Genomic DNA, 23,117 nt, shown 5'->3' on the forward strand with positions numbered 1-23,117 from the left:
GTCCAGCGGAGATCGCGAACTGCGTTTGATCATGCATCGCAATCGGCCATGCAATCGAAGCCGCTCATCCGTTCCAGTTGCTCACTGCACAACCCTGTTCCCTGTTGTGGCGAGCCTTTACCGATGACAGCTCGACTCATCGCATAGCCAGGTTTAACTACCCACTACACAAATTTCAATAAGTCAAATATGCGGGATACAAACTGGCGACCATGTAGTCAACAGTCATTTCGTTAAACTAAATACTTTAAATGGTCACATTCGTTGACGATTCGTCAATGAATATGCTACCGTTCCCCTACTTCACGAGGTCGAGAATCACGACGTCCTCTCTCTGCACGCAGGCGGCAACCGAACCGCCGCTCCCCGCATCCGCTCCCGTTACCCGGTACGCCGGGTACCCGTACGTCCGCCAGTTCGTCGCCGATTGCACTGGCCGCACGTGACACCGTTACTGTCCTACGGAGACGCGATGACACCTCGAATCGACCGACGAGCCTTCCTGATGTACAGCGCATGCAGTGCAGTGCTGCCGCTGCTCGCCGCGTGCGGCGGCGATGACGGCACGCCATCGGCCCGATCGCGCGCGATCGCCTCGGGGCTCGAGGGAAATGCCGCCCCGCCCGTCCATGCTTTCGATGAAAACGACTTGCTGGTTCCCGGCTTCAAAATGAAGCTCGGCGAAATCAAGACCCAGATCGAGCAATACCAGCCGGCGACAATCGCAATCGTGGATATCGTCAATGCAGCGTTGTCGACCAATACCCTGCCGGGGCTCATCGCATTCGGCGAAGTCACGATCAAGGCGCTCGCATCGTTCATTCCGGCCGCCGGGCCGCTCGTCGGCGAAGTGTTGAACCTGTTGTTCAACCACCTGAATACGCTATTCGAGCGCGGGCCGGATGAGGAAACGATAATCCGTCGCATCGCGACGGACGAGATTTCGAAAAACAACGTCGAGATCATGCGTCAAACGCTGGCGGGCATCAACGACGACTTGCACTTCCTCGTCGAATTCGTGCGAAGAAACTCGCCGCCCTATTCGGCGTCGATGGTGGACGCCATCACCGCGAAGTTCGCCGCGTTCTGGAGCGGTTGCACGATGCTCACGCCGATGTTCCTGATCAAGGGTTCCGAATATCAGGGGTTGACGATGCACGCACTCGCCTGCGGCGCGCAGGTTTCGATGTACGGCGTGTACCTGTCGATGCGCGACCAGCTCTCTCTTGCGCCCGACACGGTCGCCGCGACACTGGGCGAGATGCGCGAGAAGATCTACCAGTACCAGAATGCCATGCAGAAAGTGCTCGCCGGGCACCTGAACTCGCTTTCCGATCCGGACAAAAAGAACGACTACGTCCGCAACTTCTATACGCTCGGTCATGCGAGGTTTCTCGAATCGGCGAAGAGCTACTTCACGGCTACGCACCGGAAGAAGATCGACTTCCGCAACTCGATGGAGATCTACACCCACGACGTCGTACGCAGCACGGCTGACGCAACGCTGCCGTCTCGCACGTCGTACGTGACGGATCTGCTCGCAATCTGCCATTGCGGTTACGGCGGCGATCCGTGCGTCGTCCGCATGAATCAGACATTCGTCGACGGCGCAGGCCGATCGACACACATCGACGCGCAAGGTTGCACCGGCGGCTTCGACGGCGTGTCGGGCAGCCTGCTCGCGATTCGGCACTCGTTCGCCGCGAATCAGTCGGCGGGCGAGTTGACGGATGGTCTCGGCTGCATCTGGAAAGCGTCCGTGCGGGGGGCGAACTTCTTCCGTAACGAAAACCAGTTTCTCTATGCGCTGCAGGTGCAGGACGGCACCGGCACGCGCTATTCGGCGGCAACCGACGGATACGGCAACGTCCTCGATCTGGTCGACAACCCGGATTACATCCAGTCGTATACACCCGGCAACGCGGCGAAACTCGAGCCAGGTTATTTCGTTTCGGCGTTCCTGACCGCACCGGGCACCTATTCCGACAAGACGTGTCGCGAGGATTCGGGCCGCAGCGTTCCATATGCCGGCATGGCACTGCGACACTACTCGTCCGCGTCGCAACTCGCGGAATTGCATGGCACCGACGTCGGGCTCGAACTCGACTTGACCTGCGGTTTCAGCCTGGCGGATTCGTCGACACTCGGCTCGCCGGCCGCTTATCCGGACGTGATGATCGGCAAGTCGATCCTGGTCGGCAAGCATTTGACCTTCGTCGTGACGAACCGCACCGCGGCACCGATCGCCTGCCGCCTTGTCCCGTTGCTGGCAGACGTGAGGACGACCTCGGACACGTTCGTCAATCTGACGCTCACGGCGCATATTGGGCAACGCGTGCTCGCCACCACCGCATTGGCCTCGCGCGAAGGCAGCCCCGCGCTGCTCGGCGAGGATGGTCGAGCCTTTCACTATTACGAGACAAACGACGTCTTTCCGTTCGCGCCCGGCGTCAACTACGTGCGGATCGCACGCAATGCTGATCTCGGCGACAACGACTTTCGCTTTGCCAGCCTGTTCATCGTGCCACGTGAACCTGTGGTGCCCACGGCAGGAATCGCAGCGCGACAGTCCGCTCGTCCTCGCCATGAAGTCACCGTTGAAGCCGTCGAGATCGGTTCCGACGTCACGAACCTGTAGAAGGGCGGCTTGGTGTCCGTGCAGTTCAACGTGGCATGCGGCCGCTGCGCGATATGCAAGGCGCGGGGCAGGCGCGTATGTCCGACCGTGATTCACGCTCAGGGCGCGCGCAGTTACGTCGACATGGGCGGCTGACTCGCAATCAGCATATAAAACGCAAATAGCAAAAAACCCGTAACCACAAGGGTTCTTTTCCACTAGTTACGATTTCTCAAAACAAGTCGCTAAAACCGGTACGAAATCCCGATCTGCAAGACCGGATACCACCGGTATCGCGACATCACCTGTCGCAGTTGATCAAGCCCGCTCGCGACCAGGATCTGGCTCTTCGCCGGTCCGGCCGCGGCGGCCAGTTCCGGCGACAGCGAGTACGAACATTTCGGAATCCCGTACGCGACGCCGATATCGGCGACGAATCCGAGCCCTTTCGACGCCGGCCGGTGCCCGTAGCCGATTCCTACGTACGGCATCACGGTCGGATAACGCGCTTGCGCGACCGCATACATCCCCGGCAACGCCGGATAGCGCTTGCCGCCGAACACGTACGTGCCGTTGGTCGGTACCGACACGCCGCGAAGCTCGTCGTCGTTGAAGCGCAACCCGAGCGTCGCGCGGAAGCCGCTGCCGCGCCACGGAAAGATGTCCGCGTACAAACCGCCCTGACGCAGCTTCAGGTCGTCCTGATAGCGATTGCCGGCCACCGTGAAGTCATGCGAAAGATCGATCGCATTGAAATCCGCATGCGCGCCCAGCATCGAATTGAAGCTGACGGCCGCACCGATGCCGACGCCCTGCGTACCGCCCTGCAGGTAGATTTCCTGCGCGTGCGCACTCGCGGCAAACACCACCGCGATGAATGCCCATTGGTTCACTGTCGTTTTCATGGGCGCCTCCCCCGACATGTGCCGGGCGCGACGCCCCGCCGCACGCGGCCTTCGTCGCGATGCGCGGTGCGAACCCCGGCACGACACCCTGCAAGCAAGCTTGCTGTTCGACGGATCGGGAACGCGTTGCCCCGTGCGCATGACCGATACGACATGCGCGGCGCCTGCGTCGCGGCACACGACGCCCCGCGCCCCGATCCGATCCCCGGTTTGTTTCGATGTCGTTACATGCCGCCGATGTGCAATCGTTCTGGCGAATCCGTCTGCACCGGCGGCACCGGGTCAACCGCAAGCCACGTGCCATGCGGCGCAAATCGAAGCGGGGAAAGCGTGACCGGCGCGCACGGGCGGCAACGCGGGTCGCGATGACGGGAAAATGTTTCAGGAACGTATCCGTATTCGGAGCGCCAGGCCGAAAGACGCGATTGACGGTCTTGCACGCCGATCGCGCGATGCCTGTGAAACGAGGCCGGACGGCCGTCAGCGCACGCGCGTCGCCATGGCGATCAATCGTGTGCAGAGGAATGCGCTGGAAAAACGTTGCAAAAGTGTGCCCTCGAAACGGGCGCAAACGACGCCGATGCCACTCCGCACATGGCGAGGCAGGGTGAATACCGATGCGTGCGCATGCATCTTGTCCGTGGAGACGGACGCGGCCATCGGGCCGGGCACGCGCGGACGGCTTCCCGACAGCCGCCGGAATCGGTACCATCGAACGCCTGAAGGCCGGCACGACGCCGGCCCGGCCGTCGTACCCTGCCTTTCGCCATGTCCCGGGAACCCACACACTCCGCGCTGCTCTGGATCGTCGCCGCTGCGTTCTTCATGCAGTCGCTCGACACGACGATCGTCAACACCGCGCTGCCTTCGATCGCCCAAAGCCTGCATGCGTCGCCGCTCGCGATGCAGCCCGTCGTGGTCGCCTACACGCTGATGATGGCGATGCTCACGCCGGCGTCCGGCTGGCTCGCCGACCGGTTCGGCACGCGCCGCGTGTTTTCGGTCGCGATCCTCGTGTTCGTGCTCGCGTCGATCGGCTGCGCGGCGTCCCATACGCTCGGCCAGCTCGTCGTCGCGCGCGCCGTGCAGGGCATCGGCGGCTCGATGCTGCTGCCGATCGGGCGGCTCGCCGTGCTGCGTCGCGTGCCGGGCGAACAGTACGTCGCGGCGATCGCGTTCGTGTCGATCGCCGGCCAGCTCGGCCCGATCGTCGGGCCGACGCTCGGCGGCTGGCTCACACAGGCGATTTCATGGCACTGGGTGTTCATCGTCAACGTGCCGGTCGGCGTGGTCGGCTTCATCGCGGTACAGCGCTACCTGCCGCACGACCAGGCGACGCAGCAGCCGCCGTTCGACTTCGTCGGCTGCGCGCTGCTGTCGGCCGCGATGATCGCGCTGTCGCTCGCGATCGACCCGCCGATGCCTGCACATCGTGCCGCGTGGGCGGCCGGGCTCGCCGTGGTCGGCCTCGCGAGCGCGCTCGCGTACCTGCCGCATGCGCGGCGGCGCGCGCAGCCGCTGTTCCGGCTCGGACTGTTCCGCGAGCCGAATTTCGGGTCCGGGCTGCTCGGCAACCTGCTGTGCCGGATCGGCACGAGTTCGGTGCCGTTCCTGCTGCCGCTGCTGATGCAGGTGCAGCTCGGCTATACGCCGCTGCAGTCGGGGTTGATGATGCTGCCGGCCGCGATCGCGGGCGTGATCGCGAAACGCTGGATCGCGCCGCTCGTGAAGCGGTTCGGCTATGCGGCGTTTCTGGTCGTGAACACGGCGATCGTCGGCTGCGCGATCGCCGGATTCGCGCTGGTATCGGCACGGCCCGCGCCGGTGCTGGAAGGCGTGCTGCTGATCGTGTTCGGCACGGCGAACTCGATGCAGTTCGCGGCGATGAACGGCGTGACGCTCAAGGGGCTGTCGCATGCCGACGCCGGCAGCGGCAACAGCCTGTTCACGATGATGCAGATGCTCGCGATGGGCCTGGGCGTGTCGATCGGCGGCGGGCTCGTGAACCTGTTCGCCGCCGGTTGGGGCTCGATGGCGCACGGGTTCATGCTGTCGTTCGCGTGCATGGGGGCGGTGACGCTGCTGTCGTCCGCCGTGTTCCGGCGGATCGATACGGCCGCGCCGCCGGCCGGTGCGGCGGCGCGGCCCTCGGCATGAACGCCGCCGTCAGTTCGCCTGACGGCGTTCGACGACGCGCTTGAGTACCCAGCGGATCGACGAGCCGTCGGCCGGCGGCTGCGCGACGCGGTATTCGTCGATTTCGAGCGTGTACAGGTAACCGGGCTGGTACGCGAACCCTTCGATGCCGGCGTACCACAGGCTCCACGGCTCGCTCGGACTGCTGCGCACCTGCAGGCACTCCATCGGCGCGACGCCCGTGCAGCGCGCGGACTGCGGCGCGACGTAGACGGTCTTGGTCACGGGCCTGGCGTCGGGCGCGCGGGCAGCACCGGATGCCGTGGCGGCCGCGTCGGTCTGGCATCCGGCGAGGAGCGTGCTGCCGGCAATGACGGCCGCGCCGAGCAGCGTTCGGGTCTTGTGAATCATCTGAGGTTCCTCTGGGAGCATTGGAGGGCCGATTAGACGACCCGCGCGGCGAGAAAGTTCACAATTAGCTTACAAAACGCATCTGACCACCCGCATTTTGCCGCGGACGAGATCTTCGCCGAATGCGACGGCCCGCGCGTGCGCGGCGGCACGCCCGAAGCGTCGTATCCGCTGGAGGACCGCAAGCGGCAGAAGCTGATCCGCCAGGTGCGCGCGGAACGCACGGGTGTCATCACGCTATCGGTCGCGCACGCGATTGCGGTGTCGCGCCCGTCCGGCAAACCCCGCCTCGGCGTGCTGATCCGGGCGGTACGGTTGAGCGAGTGGTCCGGGGACGATCCGGGCGGGCCGGCGCGATCTTCATCCGCGATGCCGAGCGCAAGTCGCAGACGCCGCACGACGTCGTGCGCAAGCCGTTCGACCTCACGCCGGCCGAGACCGTGCTGGCGCTCGCGATCAGCAAGAACACCGCGCGCCCGTACCTGCGTGCGATCTTTTCGAAGACGGGCATCACGCGGCAGGCAACGCTGGTGCGGATGTCGTTGAACAGCGGGCTGTCGCTGGGGTGACGCTCACGATGGCCGCTGTACCGCGACCGGCATGCCTGAAACACGTTGCATGCTCGTTCCGCGTGGCCCCATAATCGGCCGGCACAAGCCAACCCGACAGCCGCAACCGGCGCGGGCGACAAGAGCCGCCGCATCGGCCGGCCAATCCGATTCGAGGGCAAACGAGATGGCACTCCGAACGATCAGACGTTCGATCTTTGCGGAACGGATGCCCGGCGCGACGCTGGGCGCGTGGCTGATGCTCTTCGTCGTGTGGTGCATCACGAGTTTCAATGCGGCACGCGGGATAATCGACACGATTCGACACCCTGAAGTACTCCTTACGATTCACGTCAAGCCCGTGCTCTGGGCAGGTATCGCATGGATGTTGCCGATGGTCGCCGCGCCCGCGATCGGCGGGATCTTGCTCTTCAACCTGGGCCGTCAAAGGCGCTGGGCCAGAACGTGGACGCTCGGATGGATCTCGCTCAGCCTCGCACTCAGCACGCGCTCGATGCTTGAACACGCACCCGGCTCCACCCTTCGATTGGCGGATTGCCTGCTGGTCATCGCCGCGCTGCTGCTATTGACGCCGAACAGCAGGAAGTGGTTTGGGGAACGGCGCCAGCTGTAGGCCGTGCCCGTCACCCGATCGACTGGCTGACCGGCTGACCGGGATCATCGCGATCGGTACTCGCCGCTTTCTTTGCCGCGCACCGTTCAGGTACCATCGGCGCTTCCCGATACGCTTTGACGCGTTGCCATCGTCCGCCCGGCCAGGTCCGCGCGGTTCGCGCAACGCGCCGCCCCTCGCATGCCCTCTCCCGTTCCGTCCGACGCCGTGTTGCGCCCGCTGCCGATCGATGCGCTGACCGTGCCGGCGGCGCTCGATGGCCGCACGGGCACCAACCGCTCGGGCAACGCGCATCCGCAGATCGCCGCAACCCATGATCTCGACGCCGTGCGCGCGTGGCTCGCGCGCTTCGTCGATACGCCGACCACGTTCCAGAACTACCGCAAGGAAGCCGAACGCCTGCTGCTGTGGGCCGTGATCGCATGCGGCAAGCCGCTGTCGTCGCTCACGCACGAGGATCTCGTCGTCTACCAGCAGTTCCTGCTAGCGCCGGCACCTGCCGAGTTGTGGTGCGCGAACGGCGGCCGCAAGCATCCGCGCGACGATCCGCGCTGGCGGCCGTTCTACGGGCCGCTGTCGCCGGCCAGCCAGCGGCAAGCGCTGGTGATCCTGAACGTGATGTTCTCGTGGCTCGTGCAGGCCGGCTATCTGGCCGGCAATCCGCTCGCGTTGTCGCGGCAGCGCCAGCGCCGTCCCGCGCCGCGCGTCACGCGCCATCTCGGGCAGCCGCTGTGGCAGTCGGTCAAGGAGGCGATCGCCGCGATGCCGCGCGACGATGCGCGCACGCGCTTCCATGCGGATCGCGCGCGCTGGCTGTTCACGCTGCTGTATCTCGGCGGGCTGCGCATCACCGAAGCGGCCGACACGACGATGGGCCAGTTCTTCTGCCGGCGCGACGCGAACGGGCACGATCGCTGGTGGCTCGACGTGACGGGCAAGGGTGGCCGGCAGCGGCTCGTGCCGGCCACCGACGAGATGATGGCCGAGCTGGCGCGCTACCGGCGCGCCCACGGGATGCCGGCGCTGCCGTCCGACGGCGAACCGATGCCGCTCGTGCTGCCGGCCGGCCAGGTACGCAAGCCGCTCACGCGCGCAGCGCTGCACCGGATCGTGAAGCAGGTATTCCGGCAGGCGGCCGACCGGTTGCGTGCGAACGGCGAAGCCGGCGACCAGCAGGCGCGCGTGCTCGAACAAGCGTCCGCGCACTGGCTGCGTCACAGCGCGGGCTCGCACATGGCCGATGGCCGCGTCGACCTGCGGCTCGTGCGCGACAACCTCGGCCACGCATCGCTCACGACGACGAGCCAGTACCTGCACGCGGACGACGACTGGCGGCATCGCGAAACGGAGGAGAAACACCGGATCGGGTGGGACTAGGCGGCGTGCCGCCGCGCCAATACGCGCCCCCGCTTCCCGGCCTCCCCGTCGCTCGGCACGTCACGCGAGGTCAGTACACGGCCACCCAGTGCCCGGGCACCCACGCCCAGTGATTGCCGGCCCACCGGTAATGCCCCTTCGCCCAGCGATAACCGGGCGCCGGTGGCGGCGGCGCCACTTCGACGACGGGCGCCGGCTGCGGCGGCCGCACGGGTTCGACCACGCAGGCGGACATCAGCACGGCACTCGCGCTCACCAGCATGGCCAACGAAGCGGTCCGGATCTTCATCATCAATTCTCCCTGTTATGTCATGGTCCAGCGAGGACGAGCGCGGCCTGGGCCGCGTCATGCCGCGCCGCGAATCAGGCCGGTCATCGGCCGCGTCGCGCCGCTTTCCGCGAACAGCGCGGATGCGGTGCGGCGCGGATCGAGCCGTAGGCTTTCGGCGGCCGCGCCGGCGATCAGCGCGTCGAGCGACGCGGTCGGCTTCAGGTCGCGCCCTTCGTACAGGTCACCCGGCCGCAGCCCCGGCCAGTCGGCGATCACACGGCCGCCGGCAACCGCACCGCCCGCGAGCATCGCGACCGACGCCTGCCCGTGATCGGTGCCGCCCGTGCCGTTGACCGCCGCCGTGCGGCCGAACTCGGTCGCGACCAGCACCGTGGTCTGCTGCCACGCGGGCCCGAGGCCGTCGCGCAACGCGGCAAGCATCGTGTCGAACGCTTTCAACTGGTTCGCGAGTCGCGCGTTCTGCGCGCTGTGCGTGTCCCAGCCGCCCGTCTCGATCATCGCGATCCGCGGGCCGTCGTCGCGCGCGAGGAACGTCGCCGCGAGCTTGCCGACGCCGGCGGGATCCTGCCGCGCCTGCGCATCACCGGCGAGGCCGCGCGCGTCCATCGCCGACTGCCACAGCGGGCCGAGCTGCGCATCGGCCTCGTAGAGCGACGACACGCGCGCGAGCAGGTCGTCCGGCGCGGCCGGCAAACCGGATGGCGCATACGACGCGGCCTGCACGGTGCCGCGCAACGCGAGCGGCACGGTCGGCGCGAACGCGATCGCGCTTTCGCGCGTCGCGGGCAGCAGCGCGGCAAGCCGGTTCAGCCAGCCGTCCTTCACCTGGTACGGCGCACGGCCGCCCGTTTCGAGCACGTTCTGGCCGTCGAAATGCGAGCGGTCGCGGTACGGCGACGCGATCGCATGAACGAACAGCGCCTGCCCGTCGCGGTACAGCTGCGCGGTCTGCGCGAGCGACGGGTGCAGCGCGAACGTGCCGTCGAGCCGCGTTGCTGCCGCCGTGTCGATCGCGAGCGGACCGCGCAGCGACGCATACGCGGGCTCCGCATACGGGACGACGATGTTCAGGCCGTCGGCCGCGCCGCGCTGGATCACGAACACGAAGCGGCGGTCGGTCGCGACGTTCGCGAACACGATCCGCGGCGCGACGAGGATCGCGCCCGCGCCGGCGGCGGCAAGGCTCAGGAATTGTCGGCGTGACAGGGCCATGGTCATCTCCGTTGGAAATCGGGCGAGACGAGCAGCAATGCGAGCGATGTCGTCGCGCTTTCCGCGCGCGACAGTGCGGTCGCGGTCGGCGTGCTCATCGAACCGGCGAGCAGCGTGTTGCCGAGCGTGCGCGGATCGAGCCGGTCGCCCGTGCGCGCGGCCAGCCGCTGTGCAATCTCGACGCGCCGCACGAGCGCGTCGGGCGCGGCCCAGCTCGCGGCGACGTCGTCGTAGCCGGCCGGCGAGCCCGGCCGCCACACCGGCTGGCCGAGCTGCGCGAGCAGCGGCGCGGCCTTCAGGTCGCCCGTGTCGCGCCAGCCGAGCCCGCGCAGCGACGACACGGCCCACTCCCACGGCGTCTTGAACTTGCGATTGACCGGCGACCACGCGTCGGGCGCATCGACGAGCGCGCGATAGACGGTCGGCAGGTCGCCGCCGCTCGCATCGAACGCGCGGGCCAGCCGGTCGGTCAGCGCGGACGGCGGATTGTCGGCCACGAAATGACGGGCGAGCTGGAACGCGATGTGCCGGCCCGTCGCATCCGAACGCGCGAGGTCGTGCAGGATCGCGCGTGCCTGGGCTTCGCCCGGCTGGTCGTAGGTGCGCCCCATCACCGTGCGCGTGCCCGGCTCGTGCAGCTTCGGGCGAAACACGAACGCACCGGGCGCGGCATCGCCCGGCTGCGGCCCTCGCCCGCCGGCGATGCTCCAGCCGGTCAGCGCACGCGCGAATTCCGTCACGTCCGCTTGCGTGTAGCCCGTGCGCACGCCGAGCGTATGCAGCTCCATGATTTCGCGCGCGAGGTTCTCGTTCAGCCCGCGCCTTGCCGACGGGTTGCGTGCCTCGGCGCGCAGCGCGGCCGGGCTGTCCGGGCCGACCGAGCGCGCCTGGTCGAGGAACACCTGCATCGCGGGATGCTGCTCGACGGCGACGAGCATGTCCTCGAAACGACCGAGCACGTGCGGGCGGATCGCGTCGCGTTCGAACGCGCCCGCATATGCGGCCACCTGCCCCTTGTCGACCGACACCGCGAAATGGTTCGCCCAGAAATGCACGAGATGTTCGACGAATGGCGTGGACGTGTTCAACGCGCTGTTCATGCGTGCGGTGACGGCACTGCGATACGCGTCGTAGCCGTCACGCCGGATCGACTGCGCGGTCGCGCGTTTCGCAGCCGCGTCGTCGCCCGTCATCGTGTTGCGCGCGTTCGCGAAGCGCGTCGCGAGCGCAACCGCATCGGGCTCGCCGGCCCACGCGGCGGGCCGCGCATCGTAACGGTCGAATTGCGCGACGAGCGCCGCCTTCGGGTCGGCAGGCGGCGCTTCGTCGGCGCGCGCGCCGAGACCGAAGCGGTTCAGCGCGATCGCGGCCGGCGTAATGCCGTTCGGGTGGTCCATGACGGGCTCTCTCGCGGTGCGTACCCCTGTTCAACGCGGGCGCACCGGGAAATCCGTCGCCGGAATCGCAAATAAATATCGATCGGGGAACGCGGGCGCAGTGACCGGCGGAAGGCTCGTCGCACGGCAGCGCACGTCACGAATGAACGAACAACGACGATGACGACGCAAGCCAGCGGAAAGGCGCACGCATTGCACGTGCCCGAGCGCGCGCGACGGCGACACGCGGATCGCGCGCCGCCGTCACGCAAGGCTCATTGACTCGCCGGCGGGTCAGGCTTCTTCTGCAGCTTCGGCGGCAAGCGCCAGTTGCCGCTGTGCTGCAACCCGTCGACGAATTTCATACGCTCGTCGGGCGTCAGCGTCACCGCGAAATCGACGACGCTGCGCTCGACCTGCGCACGCATCGCGGTATCGGCCGCGCGCGTGCGATCGAGCGCGGCGTCGATCGCCGCGCGATCGAGTTGCGGCGCGGCGAGCAGGTCCAGCACGGTGATCCGGCCGTCTCGCCCTTCGCGCGCAAAATCGCGGCCGGTCTTGCGCGCCGCCTTCAACGCGGCGGCGAATTCGCGCTGTCGCGCCTCGGGCAATTCGTCCGCCGCGAAACGCAACGCGGTGCGCGATGCCGGTGCGCCCGCCGCATGCAGGTCGCGATGCGTCGAGAACCACTGATAGGCACCGCCGCCGATCGCGCCGAGCATGAACACGTTCAGCACGACCGAGCCGACGAGGATGAATTTCCAGCCACGTTCAGTCATTCATCGCTCCAATCGATGCTCGGACCACCGAACGTCGTCGTCAGATAGCCCGATTCATGCTGTGACGGCGGCGCGCTGCCGAGCATTAGCATCGACACGGCCACCGCGCCCGCGAGCGCACCGGCCAGGCCGACGCCCGCGAACGCCGCGCCCGACCACCACACATTGCCACGCCGGCGCGCGCGCCGCGGCGCGGGCGCCGTCGCGACGATACGCTCGACCAGCGACGGCGCGGGCGGTGCGACCGTGTCGCACGCGAGCCACGCATCGAGGTCGGCCGCGTCGTCCAGCGCCAGCAGCGCTTCGCGCGGGTTCGCCTGCGCCCATGCTTCGGCGGCCGCTCGCTCGCCGGCCGGCCAGCGCCGCGCGTCGGAGCCGTACGCGGCGACGATGGTACGAAATCGTTCGGGTGTCATCGCTTGTCCTCGCTAGGTGGGTCGCCGGCCAGCTGCGCGCGCAGGTTGCGCCTCGCACGGGCAAGCAGGCTTTCCAGCGCATCGACGGTGATGCCCATCAGGTTGGCCGCTTCCACATTCGACATTTCCTGATAGTACTGGAGCACCAGCGCTTCCCGCTGCCTCGGCGGCAACGCGGCCAATGCCTGCCGCACGCGCGCGTCGCGCGAACGCAACTCCGCATGCGCGGCCGGCTCCGGTTGCGTGTCGGGCACGTCCGGCAGCGTATCGACGGGCTCCTCGCGGCGGCCGCGCAACCGGTCGTAGCAGAGATTCAGCACGACGCGATGCAGCCACGTATCGAAGCGCGCCTCGCCTTCGCGCCAGCGCGGCGCATGGTTCCAGATTCGCAAGAACGTCTCCTGCGCGACGTCCTCGGCTTCGTTCCGGTCGCCGAGCATGCGCGTCGCCAATGCGAGCAGCCGCGGCAGCTTGCGCGCGACCAGCACGCGCACTGCCGATGAATCGCGCGCGCCGACGCGCGCGACGAGTTCCGCGTCCGGATCGCGGTCGTCGCGATCGTTCAACGCCGCCCGCTCCGTCTCGCGGCGCGCGGGCGCCGCCCTGTGCCGGCAGGGATACCCGCCGCCCGGCTGAAGCTCATCGTCGTGCTCTCCTTGCATGCGTCGGGCCATCACCGGACGGCGCCACGCCGACTGTCCGTCGACGCCGTGCGCATCGCACACGACGTCGGCCACGTCCGCTTCATCGACATCCGGTTCGCGCGGCATATCGATCCTGTCTGCCGGCCGCGCGACCGGCGGCCGGCGCGCTCAATATACGACGACCGGCGCGGGCCGGTAATACACCGGTCGGGCCGGCACCACGACGCAGCCGGCCAGCACCACGGCTGCGGCCGCCAGGATCACGATGGTTCGGAAAGGCATCGCTTCGACTCATGATGTTGCATGAAGAATCCGTCGCGCCGGCACGGCGTGCCGCGCGACGTCGTACGCATCAGGCCCAGTGGCCGGGCACCCAGCGCCAGGCCGGCCCGCGCGCGGCCCAATGCCCCGGTACCCAGTGATAACCGACACGCACCACTTGCCAGTGGCCCGGAATCCACACGTAGCGCCCTTGCCGCCAGTGCCAGTGCCCCTGGTCCCAGACGTAGCCCGCACGCGGCGCGGGCATCACTTCGACGCGTGGCGGCGGCGGCGCGACAGGCGCGACGATCACGGCCTGCGCGAACGACGCGGATGCCGCCAGCGCGGCCACGCAGGCCACGGCAAATCGCAATGGAACGGAAAGTTTCATGAAAGACTCCGAAGTAACGGGCATCGACCGGTTGCGGCCGTTCATGCGTTAAACGGCGCGGGCGAAGCGATTCCGTCGCGGAATCCGCAAATAAATTCCAGACGGACCGAACGGGATTCGGCGCGGGTCGGACGCCACGCCGCGCGATCGCGCGTATCGGCTGCCGCCCAGCCGGGTTGCGGCGCTGTCACAACGCGGCAAAACTGCCCTTCGACAATGCATGCGACCGGGATCCCGCTCGTTTCCGGCCCATGCCCCGGCCGCGCTCGCGCACGGCCCCACGGTTCCACCTCTCGCGTCCCCACCCACGAAAACACCGACCATGTCGAACCAGGACACTCTCCCTGATCAGCCGAACGAGCCGGCCGCTTCGGTATCGCGTCGCGGCTTCCTGAAACTTGCCGGCGTCTCCGGCCTCGCCACCGCCGCCGGCGGCCTCGCAGCCGCGCGCGCCGCCGCGTCGAATCCGGACGGCACGCCCGAACAGGTCCACCTGACGTGGGGCAACGACCCGGCGTCCGAGGTCGTGATCTCGTGGGCGTCGCTCGCGCCGGCCGTCAATCCGCGTGCGCGCATCGTCGCCGACGGCGAGCCGCCGCGTACCGTGCACGGCGTCCAGCGCCTGTACACCGACGGCCTGAACGGCGAAACCGTGTTCACGTACCACGCGCGCGTGCACGGGCTGAAACCCGATACGCGCTACCGCTACGAGATCACCGCCGACAACGACGGCAACGCCGCGCAGCCGTTCTCCGCCAATTTCTCGACGGCGCCGCGCGGCCGCGCGCCGTTTCGCTTCACCAGCTACGGCGATCTCGCGACGCCGAACGGCGCGTGGGTGCTGTCGTCGCCGCAAAGCCGGTTCGCGGTGCAGGCCGTCGAGCAGTTCCAGCCGCTGTTCCACCTGCTGAACGGCGACCTCTGCTACGCGAACCTGAACCCCGCGCACCAGCCCGAGGTGTGGCGCGATTTCGGCAACAACAACCAGACGTCGGCCGCGAATCGCCCGTGGATGCCGTGCCCGGGCAATCACGAGATCGAGTTCAACAACGGCCCGCAGGGGCTCGACTCGTATCTCGCGCGCTATTCGCTGCCGGAGAACGGCACGCACTTCCCGGGCCGCTGGTACAGCTTCCGCGTGAGCTCGGTGCTGTTCGTGTCGCTCGACGCCGACGATGTCGTGTACCAGGACGCCGCTGCATTCGTCGGCGGCCCGGCGCCGCTCGTGCCGGCCGCGAGCACGGGCCGCCCGCCGATCGAACCCGGCACGTCGTTCTACGTGCGCGGCTACAGCAACGGCGAGCAGACGCGCTGGCTCGAACGCACGCTGCGTCATGCCGCGCATGACGACGACATCGACTGGATCGTCGTGCAGATGCACCAGGACGCGCTCAGTTCGTCGAAAACGGGCAACGGTTCGGACAAGGGCATTCGCGAGGCGTGGCTGCCGCTGTTCGACCGCTACGGCGTCGATCTCGTGCTGTGCGGCCACGATCACGACTACGAGCGCAGCTACCCGGTGCGCGGCTGCAATCACCGCGCGGGCGTCGACGCGACCACCGGCGAAGTGGTCGAGACGCTGCAGCCGCGTCCGGTCGGCTCGAACGACCCGGACCGCACCCGGTTCGACACGAGCCACGGCACGATCCACCTGATCCTCGGCGGCGGCGGCACCAGCGCGCCGCTCGACGTGTACGGCGAGAATCCGTCGACCGGCTTTGCGCGTGCGAAGGTGTTCACGAAGCCGAACCGGCCGGTGCCGGGCACCGCGCCGAACACGTTCGTGCGCCAGCCGGCCGATGCGCTCGAGGATGCGATCTGGTCCGCGCGCCGCGACACGGGCACCGGCTACGGGATCGCCGTGTTCGACCATGACCCGGGCAAGCCGGGCGGCCACACGACGATCACGATGCGCTACTACCACGCGCCGGGCGCCGACCAGCACCCGAGCGCGCAGTACGAGCTGTTCGAAACGATCGAACTGAGCAAGAAGCGGCACGAACGGTGATCGTGCGGGCGCCTGCCGCGGCGGGCGCCGGTTGCACGGCCATCGAGGGACGGGATGCCGCGGCACGGGTTAGACGGCGCGGCTCGCCCCCCGGCCCACGAAGATGAGTTTCGAATACCGCATCCACACGATCCCGTCGGCCAACGCATTCGATGCCATCGCGAATGCGCTGCGGCAAGCGCATCGCGGCATCGACATCGATCGCAATCGACAACGGCTCGAGGTTCGGAGCGACACCGCCGGCTGGCCGCTGATCGGCCTGACGACCGGCGAAGAGGGATTCTTCCTCGTCACGACGCTCGGGCCGACACGGGATGCGATGCTCGACTCGATCGGGCACGCGTTGTCGGCGATCGACGCCGCATGGCGTATCGACGACGCGTGATCGACTCGCGCACCCGAATCAGCCGTACACGCCAGTCCGGCTGCATCGCCGCAACGGCATCGCCCCGTTAAAATGCGCGGTTCCGTCGAAATCACTCCATTGCATCGCCGCGCGCGATGACGGCGCGCGCGAGCGGCCCCGTATCATCCGAAATCGAATTGGCATGTTGAAACAGGTAGGACGCATGAAACGCAAGAACACGGCAACGCTCGCCGGGCTCGGCGCGGTATTGTTATGGGCCTCGGTGGTCGCGCTCGTTCGCGGCGTCAGCGAAAGCCTCGGCGCGACCGGCGGCGCCGCGATGATCTATACGGTGGCGTCCGTGCTACTGGTGTTTTCAATCGGCTTCCCCGACCTGAGCAGGTTCCCGAAAAGCTATCTGCGCTGGGGCGGCCTGCTGTTCGTGTCATACGAGCTGTGCCTCGCGCTGTCGATCGGCTATGCCAGCAACGGGCAGCAGGCGATCGAAGTCGCGATGGTCAACTATCTGTGGCCGAGCCTCACGCTGGTCGCCGCCATCGTATTCAACAAGCAGCGCGCGAACCTGCTGGTCGTGCCGGGTGTCCTGCTGTCGATGCTCGGCATCTGCTGGGTGCTCGGCGGCGACCGCGGCCTCGATCCGGCCGGCATGCTGCGCAACGTCGCGGACAATCCGCTGAGCTACGGCCTCGCATTCGTCGGCGCGCTGATCTGGGCAGCCTATTGCACGGTGACGGCGCGCCTCGCCGACGGCAAGAACGGCGTCACGCCGTTCTTCATGCTGGTCGCCGCGGTGCTCTGGATCAAGTTCGCGATCGAAGGCGGCGGCGGCATGACGTTCAGCTTTCACGCGGTCCTGTATCTCGTGCTGGCAGCGTCGGCGCTGGGGTTCGGCTATGCGGCCTGGAACACCGGCATCATGCATGGCAACGTGACGGTCATCGTCGGCGCGTCGTACTTCACGCCGGTGCTCGCCGCCGCGCTCGCCGCGACGCTGCTGCATGCGCCGCTGTCGGTCGAATTCTGGCAAGGCGCGTTGATGGTGTGCGGCGGATCGATCCTGTGCTGGCTCTCGACGCGCAGCCGACGCAACGACAAGGCCATGCCCGTTCGGGTCGGCAAGAAGGCCGAAGGCAATTGTCACGGTTGATGCTGCCCGGCGCGATCGGCGCAAGGCCGGCCGGCAGCCGGCCGTTCCCCAAGCGCCCGCCTTCGCGCGCTAGCTTCGCGACTCCAGCGCGATCCGCACGGCGAGTCCGGCCAGCACGGTACCCATCAACCAGCGCTGGGCCGACGCCCAGAGCGGCCGCCCCGCGAGAAAGCCCGCGATCGAACCGGCCATGCACGCGATCAGCGCGTTCACGCTGACACTCACCGCGATCTGCACGCAGCCCAGCACCAGCGATTGCGCGAGCACGCTGCCGTGGCCCGGCGACATGAACTGCGGCAACAGCGACAGATACATCACCGCGATCTTCGGGTTCGCCAGGTTCGTGACGAAACCCATCGCGAACAGCCTGACGCGGCTGTCGTGCGGCAATTGCCGGACCTGGAACGCGGAGCGGCCACCGGGTTTCAGTGCCTGCCACGCCAGGTACGCCAGATACAGCGCGCCGGCGAAGCGCAGCGCGTCGTATGCGTACGGCACGGTCATCACCAGCGCGGTGATGCCCAACGCCGCGCACAGCATGTAGAACACGAACCCCAGCGCGACGCCGCCGAGCGACACGAGCCCGGCGCGGCGGCCCTGGCAGATCGAGCGCGACACCAGGTAGATCATGTTCGGTCCGGGCGTCAGCACCATGCCGAGCGACACGAGTCCGAATGCAAACAGGGTGGGCAAGGCCGGCACGGCAATCTCCTTCGGCGCAACGATGACGAGGTCCGATCAATGTATTGCATTCCGGCAATCATCGGCATGAATAAACTACACGTCGCCCATGAGCGCCGTTCATCGCACCGGCTGCGCGCTACCTGCCCTTTTTCGCGCGTGCGTGGATCGCCTTCCCTGCCTTCGCACGTTGTGCGTCGACGAGTTTCACGAATTCATCGGTTACCGCGTTGCCGGCCGTATTCCAGGCCAGCCGCACGGAACGATGCAGCCGCGGCGACAGTTCCAGCACGCGGCCGCCGAACGGCGTGTACGTGAGCGTGATGCGCGGCACGATCGATACGCCCATGCCGGCCTCCGCCATCGACAGAATGGTGCGCATCTCGACCACGTTGAACGCGGCCCGCAGCGGCGCGCCGCCGCGCGCGAAGTAATCCGCGATCAGCGGCCCGCATCCGGCCTTCGAAAAAATGAACGGCGCCGCGGACAACTGCCTGGCCGACACGCGCTTGCGGCCGGCGAACATGCCGTCCGCCGCCACCGCGACGAAATCCTCGTCGAGCAGCGGCAGGTTGTGCGCGAACGTCTTCGTGCCGGCCACCACGCCGACGTCGGCGGTCCCGTCATCGATCCATCCCTCGACTTCGCTGTCCGTGCCTTCGAGCAGCACCGCCGATACGCCTTCGTGCAGGCCCTTCAACGCCTCGAGCGCGGGGACGACGAACGCCAGCGAGACGCTGGGCAGCGACGCGACCACCAGCCGCCCCTCGAGCTTGCCGCGCGACAGGCTGAACTGCTGGCGCAGTACCTGCGCTTCACGGACGACGCGCTGGACGTAGGGCCACAGGCGTTCGCCCGCCGCCGTCAGGACGACCGGCTGCCGGTCACGCCAGAGCAGCTTGACCTGCGTGAGATCCTCCAGCTCGGTCAGCGCATGACTGATCGCGGACTGGCTGCGGCTGAGCCGGTCCGCAGCGGCCGTGAGCGACCCGAGTTCGACTACGGCCGCCAGGGCCTGCAACTGGGCTAGCGTCATCGGATTTCCTTGTTTCCATGACATGTACTTGCTGCATGAAGCGGCAATTCCTCATGAATTATATTGAATCGCGTCCATCGTACGGAACACCGTGCCCGCGCCACGCCGCGGTCGAGCCGGACATCGCCGGCAGCGCTCGGGTAAGATGTCCGCGCGACTCGCCGTGCCCTTGCATGCGCACCGGCCGGCAGTCGATTAGCCCGGTTGAACCACGCCGCCGCGTTGCTCATGCTCGCCGGCGCGACCTGCCGGATCGGCCCCGACATGCCACGCCATGATTCATTTCAATCTGACTGAAGGTGTACTGGTTTCCAGCCTGCAGGCGCTGTCCGTGCTCGACCTGGCCGGCATCGCCGTTGCGTTGCTGCTGGGCGGGATGGCCAAGGGCATCACGGGAATCGGCGTGCCGCTGATCGCGATGCCGATCCTCAGCCAGTTCCTGCCGATCCGGCAGGCGGTGCTGCTGCTGTCGATGCCGATCATCCTCGGCAACATTCCGCAGGCGCTGGAAGGCGGCCAGGTACTCGCGACGGCCAGGAAAATCGCCGCGCCGATCGCAGGCACCGTGATCGGCAATATCGTCGGCGTCGCGATCCTGCTGTCGCTCAATCCGGGACACGCGCAGGCGGCATCCGGTGCGCTGCTGATCGTGGCCGCGGCGCTGATGCTCGCCGCGCCGAAACTCAACCTGCCGGAAGCGTGGCAAAAACCCGTCGGGTTCGCGCTCGGCTTTGGCGCCGCGCTGATGGAAAGCATCGCGTCGGTTCCAGGGCCGCTGCTCGCGACCTACCTGATCTCGGCCGGCGCGACCGGGCGCGTGTTCACGAAGCAGATCGCGATCATCCTCGTGGTGTCGATCGTCACGCTGATCACGACGTTCAGCGGCGCCGCGCATGCGAGCGGCGCCGACCTGGCGATCTCGGCGGCGGCCAGCCTGCCGGCCATCGCCGGCATGTGGCTGGTTCGCCCGCTGCGGGACAAGATGTCGCCGAAGATCTTCCGGATGGTCGTCCTGCTGTTCGTGCTCGTCGCGGCCTCGCAGATGATCTGGAAATCGGGCGTGTTCCGGCCCGGCTCGCCTGTCGCCCAGGGCGACCACGCGCGCGCGGTCCGGCAATAGCGGGCGGCGCGCCGTCATCGATCGCGCATGCGTTCTGAAAGCTGCAAGGCGTAGTATTCGCGGACCCGGCGTATCGCCCCCACCGTCAATGCCGACGATACGCTGCCGACTGTGCTGTACGCGCGCCGATGCCGACATCCGCGCCGCCACGTTTTCAGAGGCACGAAATGGAAACCTATGTGTTGCTGGGCTGCGGGTTGGGCCTCGGCCTGTTGATCGCGATCTGGGGCATCTGGTCGCTCGGATAAGGTAACCGGGCCCGTCCATGCGCAAGCCATCCGTATGCCGCCGGACGGGAAACCGTCATTTTCAGCAATACCACCGCCGTCGATTTCTTCGTACTCCGATCGAGTTATCCGGCGGCATCGTTCATGCAAGCCGCCCCGTCTTCGGCGACACGCTCGACCGGGCCTCGCCGAAACGCACGCATTCGGCCTTGAGCCAGTCCGAAAACGCGGCGGTACGCGGATCGTCCGGGTTGCGTGACAGCAGCATGTAGCGCGCCGGCGCACGCACATGCACGCCGAACACATCGACGAGCCGTCCGCTCGCGAGCTCGTCGTGCACGAGCGCCGCGCGCCCCATCGCGACACCCTGATGGTTCAACGCGGCCGTGATCGCCAGGCTGGAAAAATTGAACTGCGGCCCATCCAGATGCCGGAGCCACGCCGGCCGGACGGCCTCCAGCCATGTACGCCACTCGACGAACTCGGAAGCGCCGACCCACGGTGCGGCATCGTGCAGCAACACGACGCCGTCCGGCGACTCGCCGCTGGCGAACGCCGGATGCCGCGCCAGATACGCCGGCGTGGCGACCGGGAACAGGATTTCGTCGAGCATCACCTCGGCATGCAGCCGACCGTATTGCACCGGGTCGTAGCGCACGGCCACGTCGATGTCGCCGGTCTCCATCGCCTCGCGATCCAGCACCTGGAACTCGGCCTGCACACGCACCGACACGTTCGGCTGTTGCCGGTGAAACGCGGTCAGGCGCGGCATCAGCCACTGCAATGCCAGCGATGGCAGGCAACTGACCCGCAGCGGCGCGTCCGACATGCCGAGCGCCTGAAGCGTGCGCTGGATATCGCCGAACGCACTCGACATCGTCCCGAGCAGAATCGCGCCCTTCTCCGTCAGCCTCAACCCGCGCGCCTGTCGCACGAACAGCGGATAACCCAGCCGGTCCTCCAGATTCCGGATCTGCTGGCTCACGGCGCTTTGCGTGAGGTTGAACGCCTGCGCCGTCTTCGTGAAGCTCAACAGCCGGCCGGCCGTTTCAAAGCAGTGCAACGCACCGAGGATCGAACCGTCCAGTCGCATTTGTATAAGTCCAGCTAATCCATTGATTAGAAATCGGCGCTTTTGCCCGGTCACCTTGAATCGTAGCATTCCATCTCTGAATCTCGCTCAACGAACGCAAGGCCGCCCCGTGACCGCCACACCTCAACCCGACGATCTATTAGCCAGACTGCAATCCCGTCAACCGCTGCTGTGGCTGAACCCCGAAGCCGGCCGGCCGTTGCCGCAGGACGCGCCCTCGCCCGACGCCATCGCTGCGGCCGAAGCGAGACTGGCGCGCTGCGCGCCGCTGATGGCCGAGCTGTTTCCCGAGCTCGCGGCCACGGCGGGAACGATCGAATCGCCGCTGATGCCGGCGGACACCTTGCAGCGCGCGTTGTCGCACGCGGACGACGCGCACGGCGCCTGGTTCATCAAGCGCGACGATGCATTGCCGGTCGCCGGTTCGATCAAGGCGCGCGGCGGTTTTCATGAAGTGCTCGCGCTCGCCGAGTCGATCGCGATCGAACACGGGTTGATCGCCCCCACTGGCGACCGGCGGATCCTCGCGTCGGCCGCCGCCCGCGCGTTGTTCGCCACCCATACCGTCGTCGTGGGCAGCACCGGCAATCTCGGCCTGAGTATCGGCGTGATGGCCGCCGCGCTGGGGTTCGAATCGGTCGTCCACATGTCGACCGACGCAAAGCCGTGGAAGAAGGCGCGCCTGCGACAACGCGGCGTCCGCGTGGTCGAGCACGACGGCGATTACGCGCAGGCCGTCGCCGCGGGTCGATCGCAGGCGCGCGCTCAACCGCGCTGCCACTTCGTCGACGACGAAGGCTCGCTGATGCTGTTCCTCGGCTACGCCGCGAGCGCCCGGCATCTGGCCGCGCAGCTCGCCGAATCGGGCCGCCGCGTGGACGCCGCGCATCCGCTCTTCGTCCATCTGCCGTGCGGGGTCGGCGGCGCGCCAGGCGGCATCACGTATGGCCTCAAGGCGCTGTTCGGCGAGCACGTGCACTGCTTTTTCGCCGAGCCCGTCGCGGCGCCGTGCATGCTCGTCCAGCTCGCTGCCGGTGCGGGCACGCCGGTGTCCGTCTACGACATCGGGCTCGACAACCGGACCGAGGCCGACGGCCTGGCGGTCGCGCAAGCGTCGCATCTGGTCAGCCCGCTGATGGCGTCGCAACTGTCGGGCGTCTTCACGGTCGGCGACGCGCAGCTCTACGCGCAGTTGCGCGCGGTTCAACGCGCCACGGGCGTGGAACTGGAACCGTCAGCCGCGGCCGCCGTCGGCGGGCCGGGCTGGCTGGCCCGGTCGGCGGCCGGCAGAGACTACCTGCGCCGCCACGCGATCGACATGCGCGCGTCCACGCACGTCATTTGGGCAACCGGCGGCTCGCTCGTTCCGCCGGAAGAACACCGCCGCTTCCAGTCTCACGCGGAGGCGCTCGCCGCCGCCGGCGCGTGACGCGTTCCGC

The 23,117-nt window shown here is 67.6% G+C and carries 22 protein-coding genes; 10 read left to right on the forward strand and 12 right to left on the reverse strand.

Annotated elements, in window-relative coordinates; genetic code table 11:
• Positions 1-472: 472 nt before the first annotated feature.
• Positions 473-2,638, forward strand: coding sequence for a hypothetical protein (locus AC1VVG_RS27720; protein WP_482836878.1), 2,166 nt, complete (start codon positions 473-475; stop codon positions 2,636-2,638).
• Between the two features lie 224 nt (positions 2,639-2,862).
• On the opposite strand, the gene AC1VVG_RS27725 is transcribed toward AC1VVG_RS27720, so the two are convergent.
• Positions 2,863-3,540 carry a hypothetical protein gene (locus AC1VVG_RS27725; protein WP_080287996.1) on the reverse strand — a complete coding sequence of 226 codons (678 nt, stop codon included), beginning with the start codon at positions 3,538-3,540 and terminating at the stop codon, positions 2,863-2,865.
• Between the two features lie 750 nt (positions 3,541-4,290).
• Here AC1VVG_RS27725 and AC1VVG_RS27730 point away from each other — a divergent pair.
• Positions 4,291-5,679 carry a DHA2 family efflux MFS transporter permease subunit gene (locus AC1VVG_RS27730; protein ID WP_482836880.1) on the forward strand — a complete coding sequence of 463 codons (1,389 nt, stop codon included), beginning with the start codon at positions 4,291-4,293 and terminating at the stop codon, positions 5,677-5,679.
• A gap of 9 nt (positions 5,680-5,688) precedes the next feature.
• Here AC1VVG_RS27730 and AC1VVG_RS27735 read toward each other — a convergent pair whose 3' ends face one another.
• On the reverse strand, positions 5,689-6,069 hold the full coding sequence (locus AC1VVG_RS27735) for a DUF4377 domain-containing protein (protein WP_059556593.1): 381 nt from the start codon (positions 6,067-6,069) through the stop codon (positions 5,689-5,691).
• Positions 6,070-6,392: 323 nt separating this feature from the next.
• On the opposite strand from AC1VVG_RS27735, the gene AC1VVG_RS27740 reads away from it, so the two are divergent.
• The 3 genes from AC1VVG_RS27740 to AC1VVG_RS27750 all read left to right on the forward strand — a co-directional run bounded on the left by AC1VVG_RS27740 (position 6,393) and on the right by AC1VVG_RS27750 (position 8,628).
• Positions 6,393-6,638, forward strand: a complete 246-nt coding sequence (locus AC1VVG_RS27740; RefSeq protein ID WP_482836882.1) for a hypothetical protein — start codon at positions 6,393-6,395, stop codon at positions 6,636-6,638.
• A gap of 166 nt (positions 6,639-6,804) precedes the next feature.
• Positions 6,805-7,251, forward strand: a complete 447-nt coding sequence (locus tag AC1VVG_RS27745) for a hypothetical protein (protein WP_482836883.1) — start codon at positions 6,805-6,807, stop codon at positions 7,249-7,251.
• 180 nt (positions 7,252-7,431) lie between these two features.
• Positions 7,432-8,628 (forward strand): tyrosine-type recombinase/integrase, encoded by a 1,197-nt coding sequence (locus AC1VVG_RS27750; protein WP_482836884.1) that lies wholly within the window; start codon positions 7,432-7,434, stop codon positions 8,626-8,628.
• A gap of 70 nt (positions 8,629-8,698) precedes the next feature.
• On the opposite strand, the gene AC1VVG_RS27755 is transcribed toward AC1VVG_RS27750, so the two are convergent.
• The 7 genes from AC1VVG_RS27755 to AC1VVG_RS27785 form a co-directional block, all read right to left on the reverse strand.
• On the reverse strand, positions 8,699-8,917 hold the full coding sequence (locus tag AC1VVG_RS27755; protein WP_034191277.1) for a YXWGXW repeat-containing protein: 219 nt from the start codon (positions 8,915-8,917) through the stop codon (positions 8,699-8,701).
• A gap of 57 nt (positions 8,918-8,974) precedes the next feature.
• The gene (locus AC1VVG_RS27760) at positions 8,975-10,132 is read right to left on the reverse strand and encodes a DUF1501 domain-containing protein (protein WP_482836885.1); all 1,158 of its coding nucleotides are present in this window, start codon (positions 10,130-10,132) and stop codon (positions 8,975-8,977) included.
• Positions 10,133-10,134: 2 nt separating this feature from the next.
• Positions 10,135-11,529 (reverse strand): DUF1800 domain-containing protein, encoded by a 1,395-nt coding sequence (locus AC1VVG_RS27765; RefSeq protein ID WP_482836886.1) that lies wholly within the window; start codon positions 11,527-11,529, stop codon positions 10,135-10,137.
• A 254-nt stretch (positions 11,530-11,783) separates the two neighbouring features.
• On the reverse strand, positions 11,784-12,287 hold the full coding sequence (locus AC1VVG_RS27770; RefSeq protein ID WP_034191274.1) for a periplasmic heavy metal sensor: 504 nt from the start codon (positions 12,285-12,287) through the stop codon (positions 11,784-11,786).
• Positions 12,284-12,703 carry a hypothetical protein gene (locus AC1VVG_RS27775; RefSeq protein WP_034191273.1) on the reverse strand — a complete coding sequence of 140 codons (420 nt, stop codon included), beginning with the start codon at positions 12,701-12,703 and terminating at the stop codon, positions 12,284-12,286. Before AC1VVG_RS27775 ends, AC1VVG_RS27770 begins: the two co-directional genes overlap by 4 nt.
• Positions 12,700-13,473, reverse strand: a complete 774-nt coding sequence (locus AC1VVG_RS27780) for an RNA polymerase sigma factor (protein WP_482836888.1) — start codon at positions 13,471-13,473, stop codon at positions 12,700-12,702. The genes AC1VVG_RS27775 and AC1VVG_RS27780 overlap by 4 nt, the downstream gene beginning before the upstream one ends.
• A 226-nt stretch (positions 13,474-13,699) precedes the next feature.
• On the reverse strand, positions 13,700-13,999 hold the full coding sequence (locus AC1VVG_RS27785) for a YXWGXW repeat-containing protein (RefSeq protein WP_034191652.1): 300 nt from the start codon (positions 13,997-13,999) through the stop codon (positions 13,700-13,702).
• A gap of 322 nt (positions 14,000-14,321) precedes the next feature.
• On the opposite strand from AC1VVG_RS27785, the gene AC1VVG_RS27790 reads away from it, so the two are divergent.
• The 3 genes from AC1VVG_RS27790 to yddG all read left to right on the forward strand — a co-directional run bounded on the left by AC1VVG_RS27790 (position 14,322) and on the right by yddG (position 17,521).
• Positions 14,322-16,007 carry a purple acid phosphatase family protein gene (locus tag AC1VVG_RS27790; protein ID WP_034191271.1) on the forward strand — a complete coding sequence of 562 codons (1,686 nt, stop codon included), beginning with the start codon at positions 14,322-14,324 and terminating at the stop codon, positions 16,005-16,007.
• Between the two features lie 103 nt (positions 16,008-16,110).
• Positions 16,111-16,392: a hypothetical protein gene (locus AC1VVG_RS27795; RefSeq protein ID WP_034191270.1), complete on the forward strand. Its 282-nt coding sequence runs from the start codon at positions 16,111-16,113 to the stop codon at positions 16,390-16,392.
• Between the two features lie 184 nt (positions 16,393-16,576).
• Positions 16,577-17,521, forward strand: a complete 945-nt coding sequence (gene yddG / locus AC1VVG_RS27800) for an aromatic amino acid DMT transporter YddG (RefSeq protein ID WP_473376092.1) — start codon at positions 16,577-16,579, stop codon at positions 17,519-17,521.
• Between the two features lie 69 nt (positions 17,522-17,590).
• Here the strand turns inward: yddG and AC1VVG_RS27805 are convergent, their stop codons facing one another.
• Both AC1VVG_RS27805 and AC1VVG_RS27810 read right to left on the reverse strand, forming a co-directional pair.
• The gene (locus AC1VVG_RS27805; protein ID WP_034191268.1) at positions 17,591-18,223 is read right to left on the reverse strand and encodes a LysE family translocator; all 633 of its coding nucleotides are present in this window, start codon (positions 18,221-18,223) and stop codon (positions 17,591-17,593) included.
• 118 nt (positions 18,224-18,341) lie between these two features.
• Positions 18,342-19,238: a LysR family transcriptional regulator gene (locus AC1VVG_RS27810; protein WP_034191267.1), complete on the reverse strand. Its 897-nt coding sequence runs from the start codon at positions 19,236-19,238 to the stop codon at positions 18,342-18,344.
• A 274-nt stretch (positions 19,239-19,512) separates the two neighbouring features.
• On the opposite strand from AC1VVG_RS27810, the gene AC1VVG_RS27815 reads away from it, so the two are divergent.
• Positions 19,513-20,358: a sulfite exporter TauE/SafE family protein gene (locus AC1VVG_RS27815; protein ID WP_034191266.1), complete on the forward strand. Its 846-nt coding sequence runs from the start codon at positions 19,513-19,515 to the stop codon at positions 20,356-20,358.
• A gap of 369 nt (positions 20,359-20,727) precedes the next feature.
• Here the strand turns inward: AC1VVG_RS27815 and AC1VVG_RS27820 are convergent, their stop codons facing one another.
• On the reverse strand, positions 20,728-21,678 hold the full coding sequence (locus tag AC1VVG_RS27820; protein WP_049031192.1) for a LysR substrate-binding domain-containing protein: 951 nt from the start codon (positions 21,676-21,678) through the stop codon (positions 20,728-20,730).
• Between the two features lie 76 nt (positions 21,679-21,754).
• Here AC1VVG_RS27820 and AC1VVG_RS27825 point away from each other — a divergent pair, with 76 nt between their 5' ends.
• Positions 21,755-23,107 (forward strand): D-serine ammonia-lyase, encoded by a 1,353-nt coding sequence (locus AC1VVG_RS27825; RefSeq protein ID WP_473376149.1) that lies wholly within the window; start codon positions 21,755-21,757, stop codon positions 23,105-23,107.
• Positions 23,108-23,117 lie beyond the last annotated feature (10 nt).

This window comes from Burkholderia sp. L-4 (genome assembly GCF_056856535.1).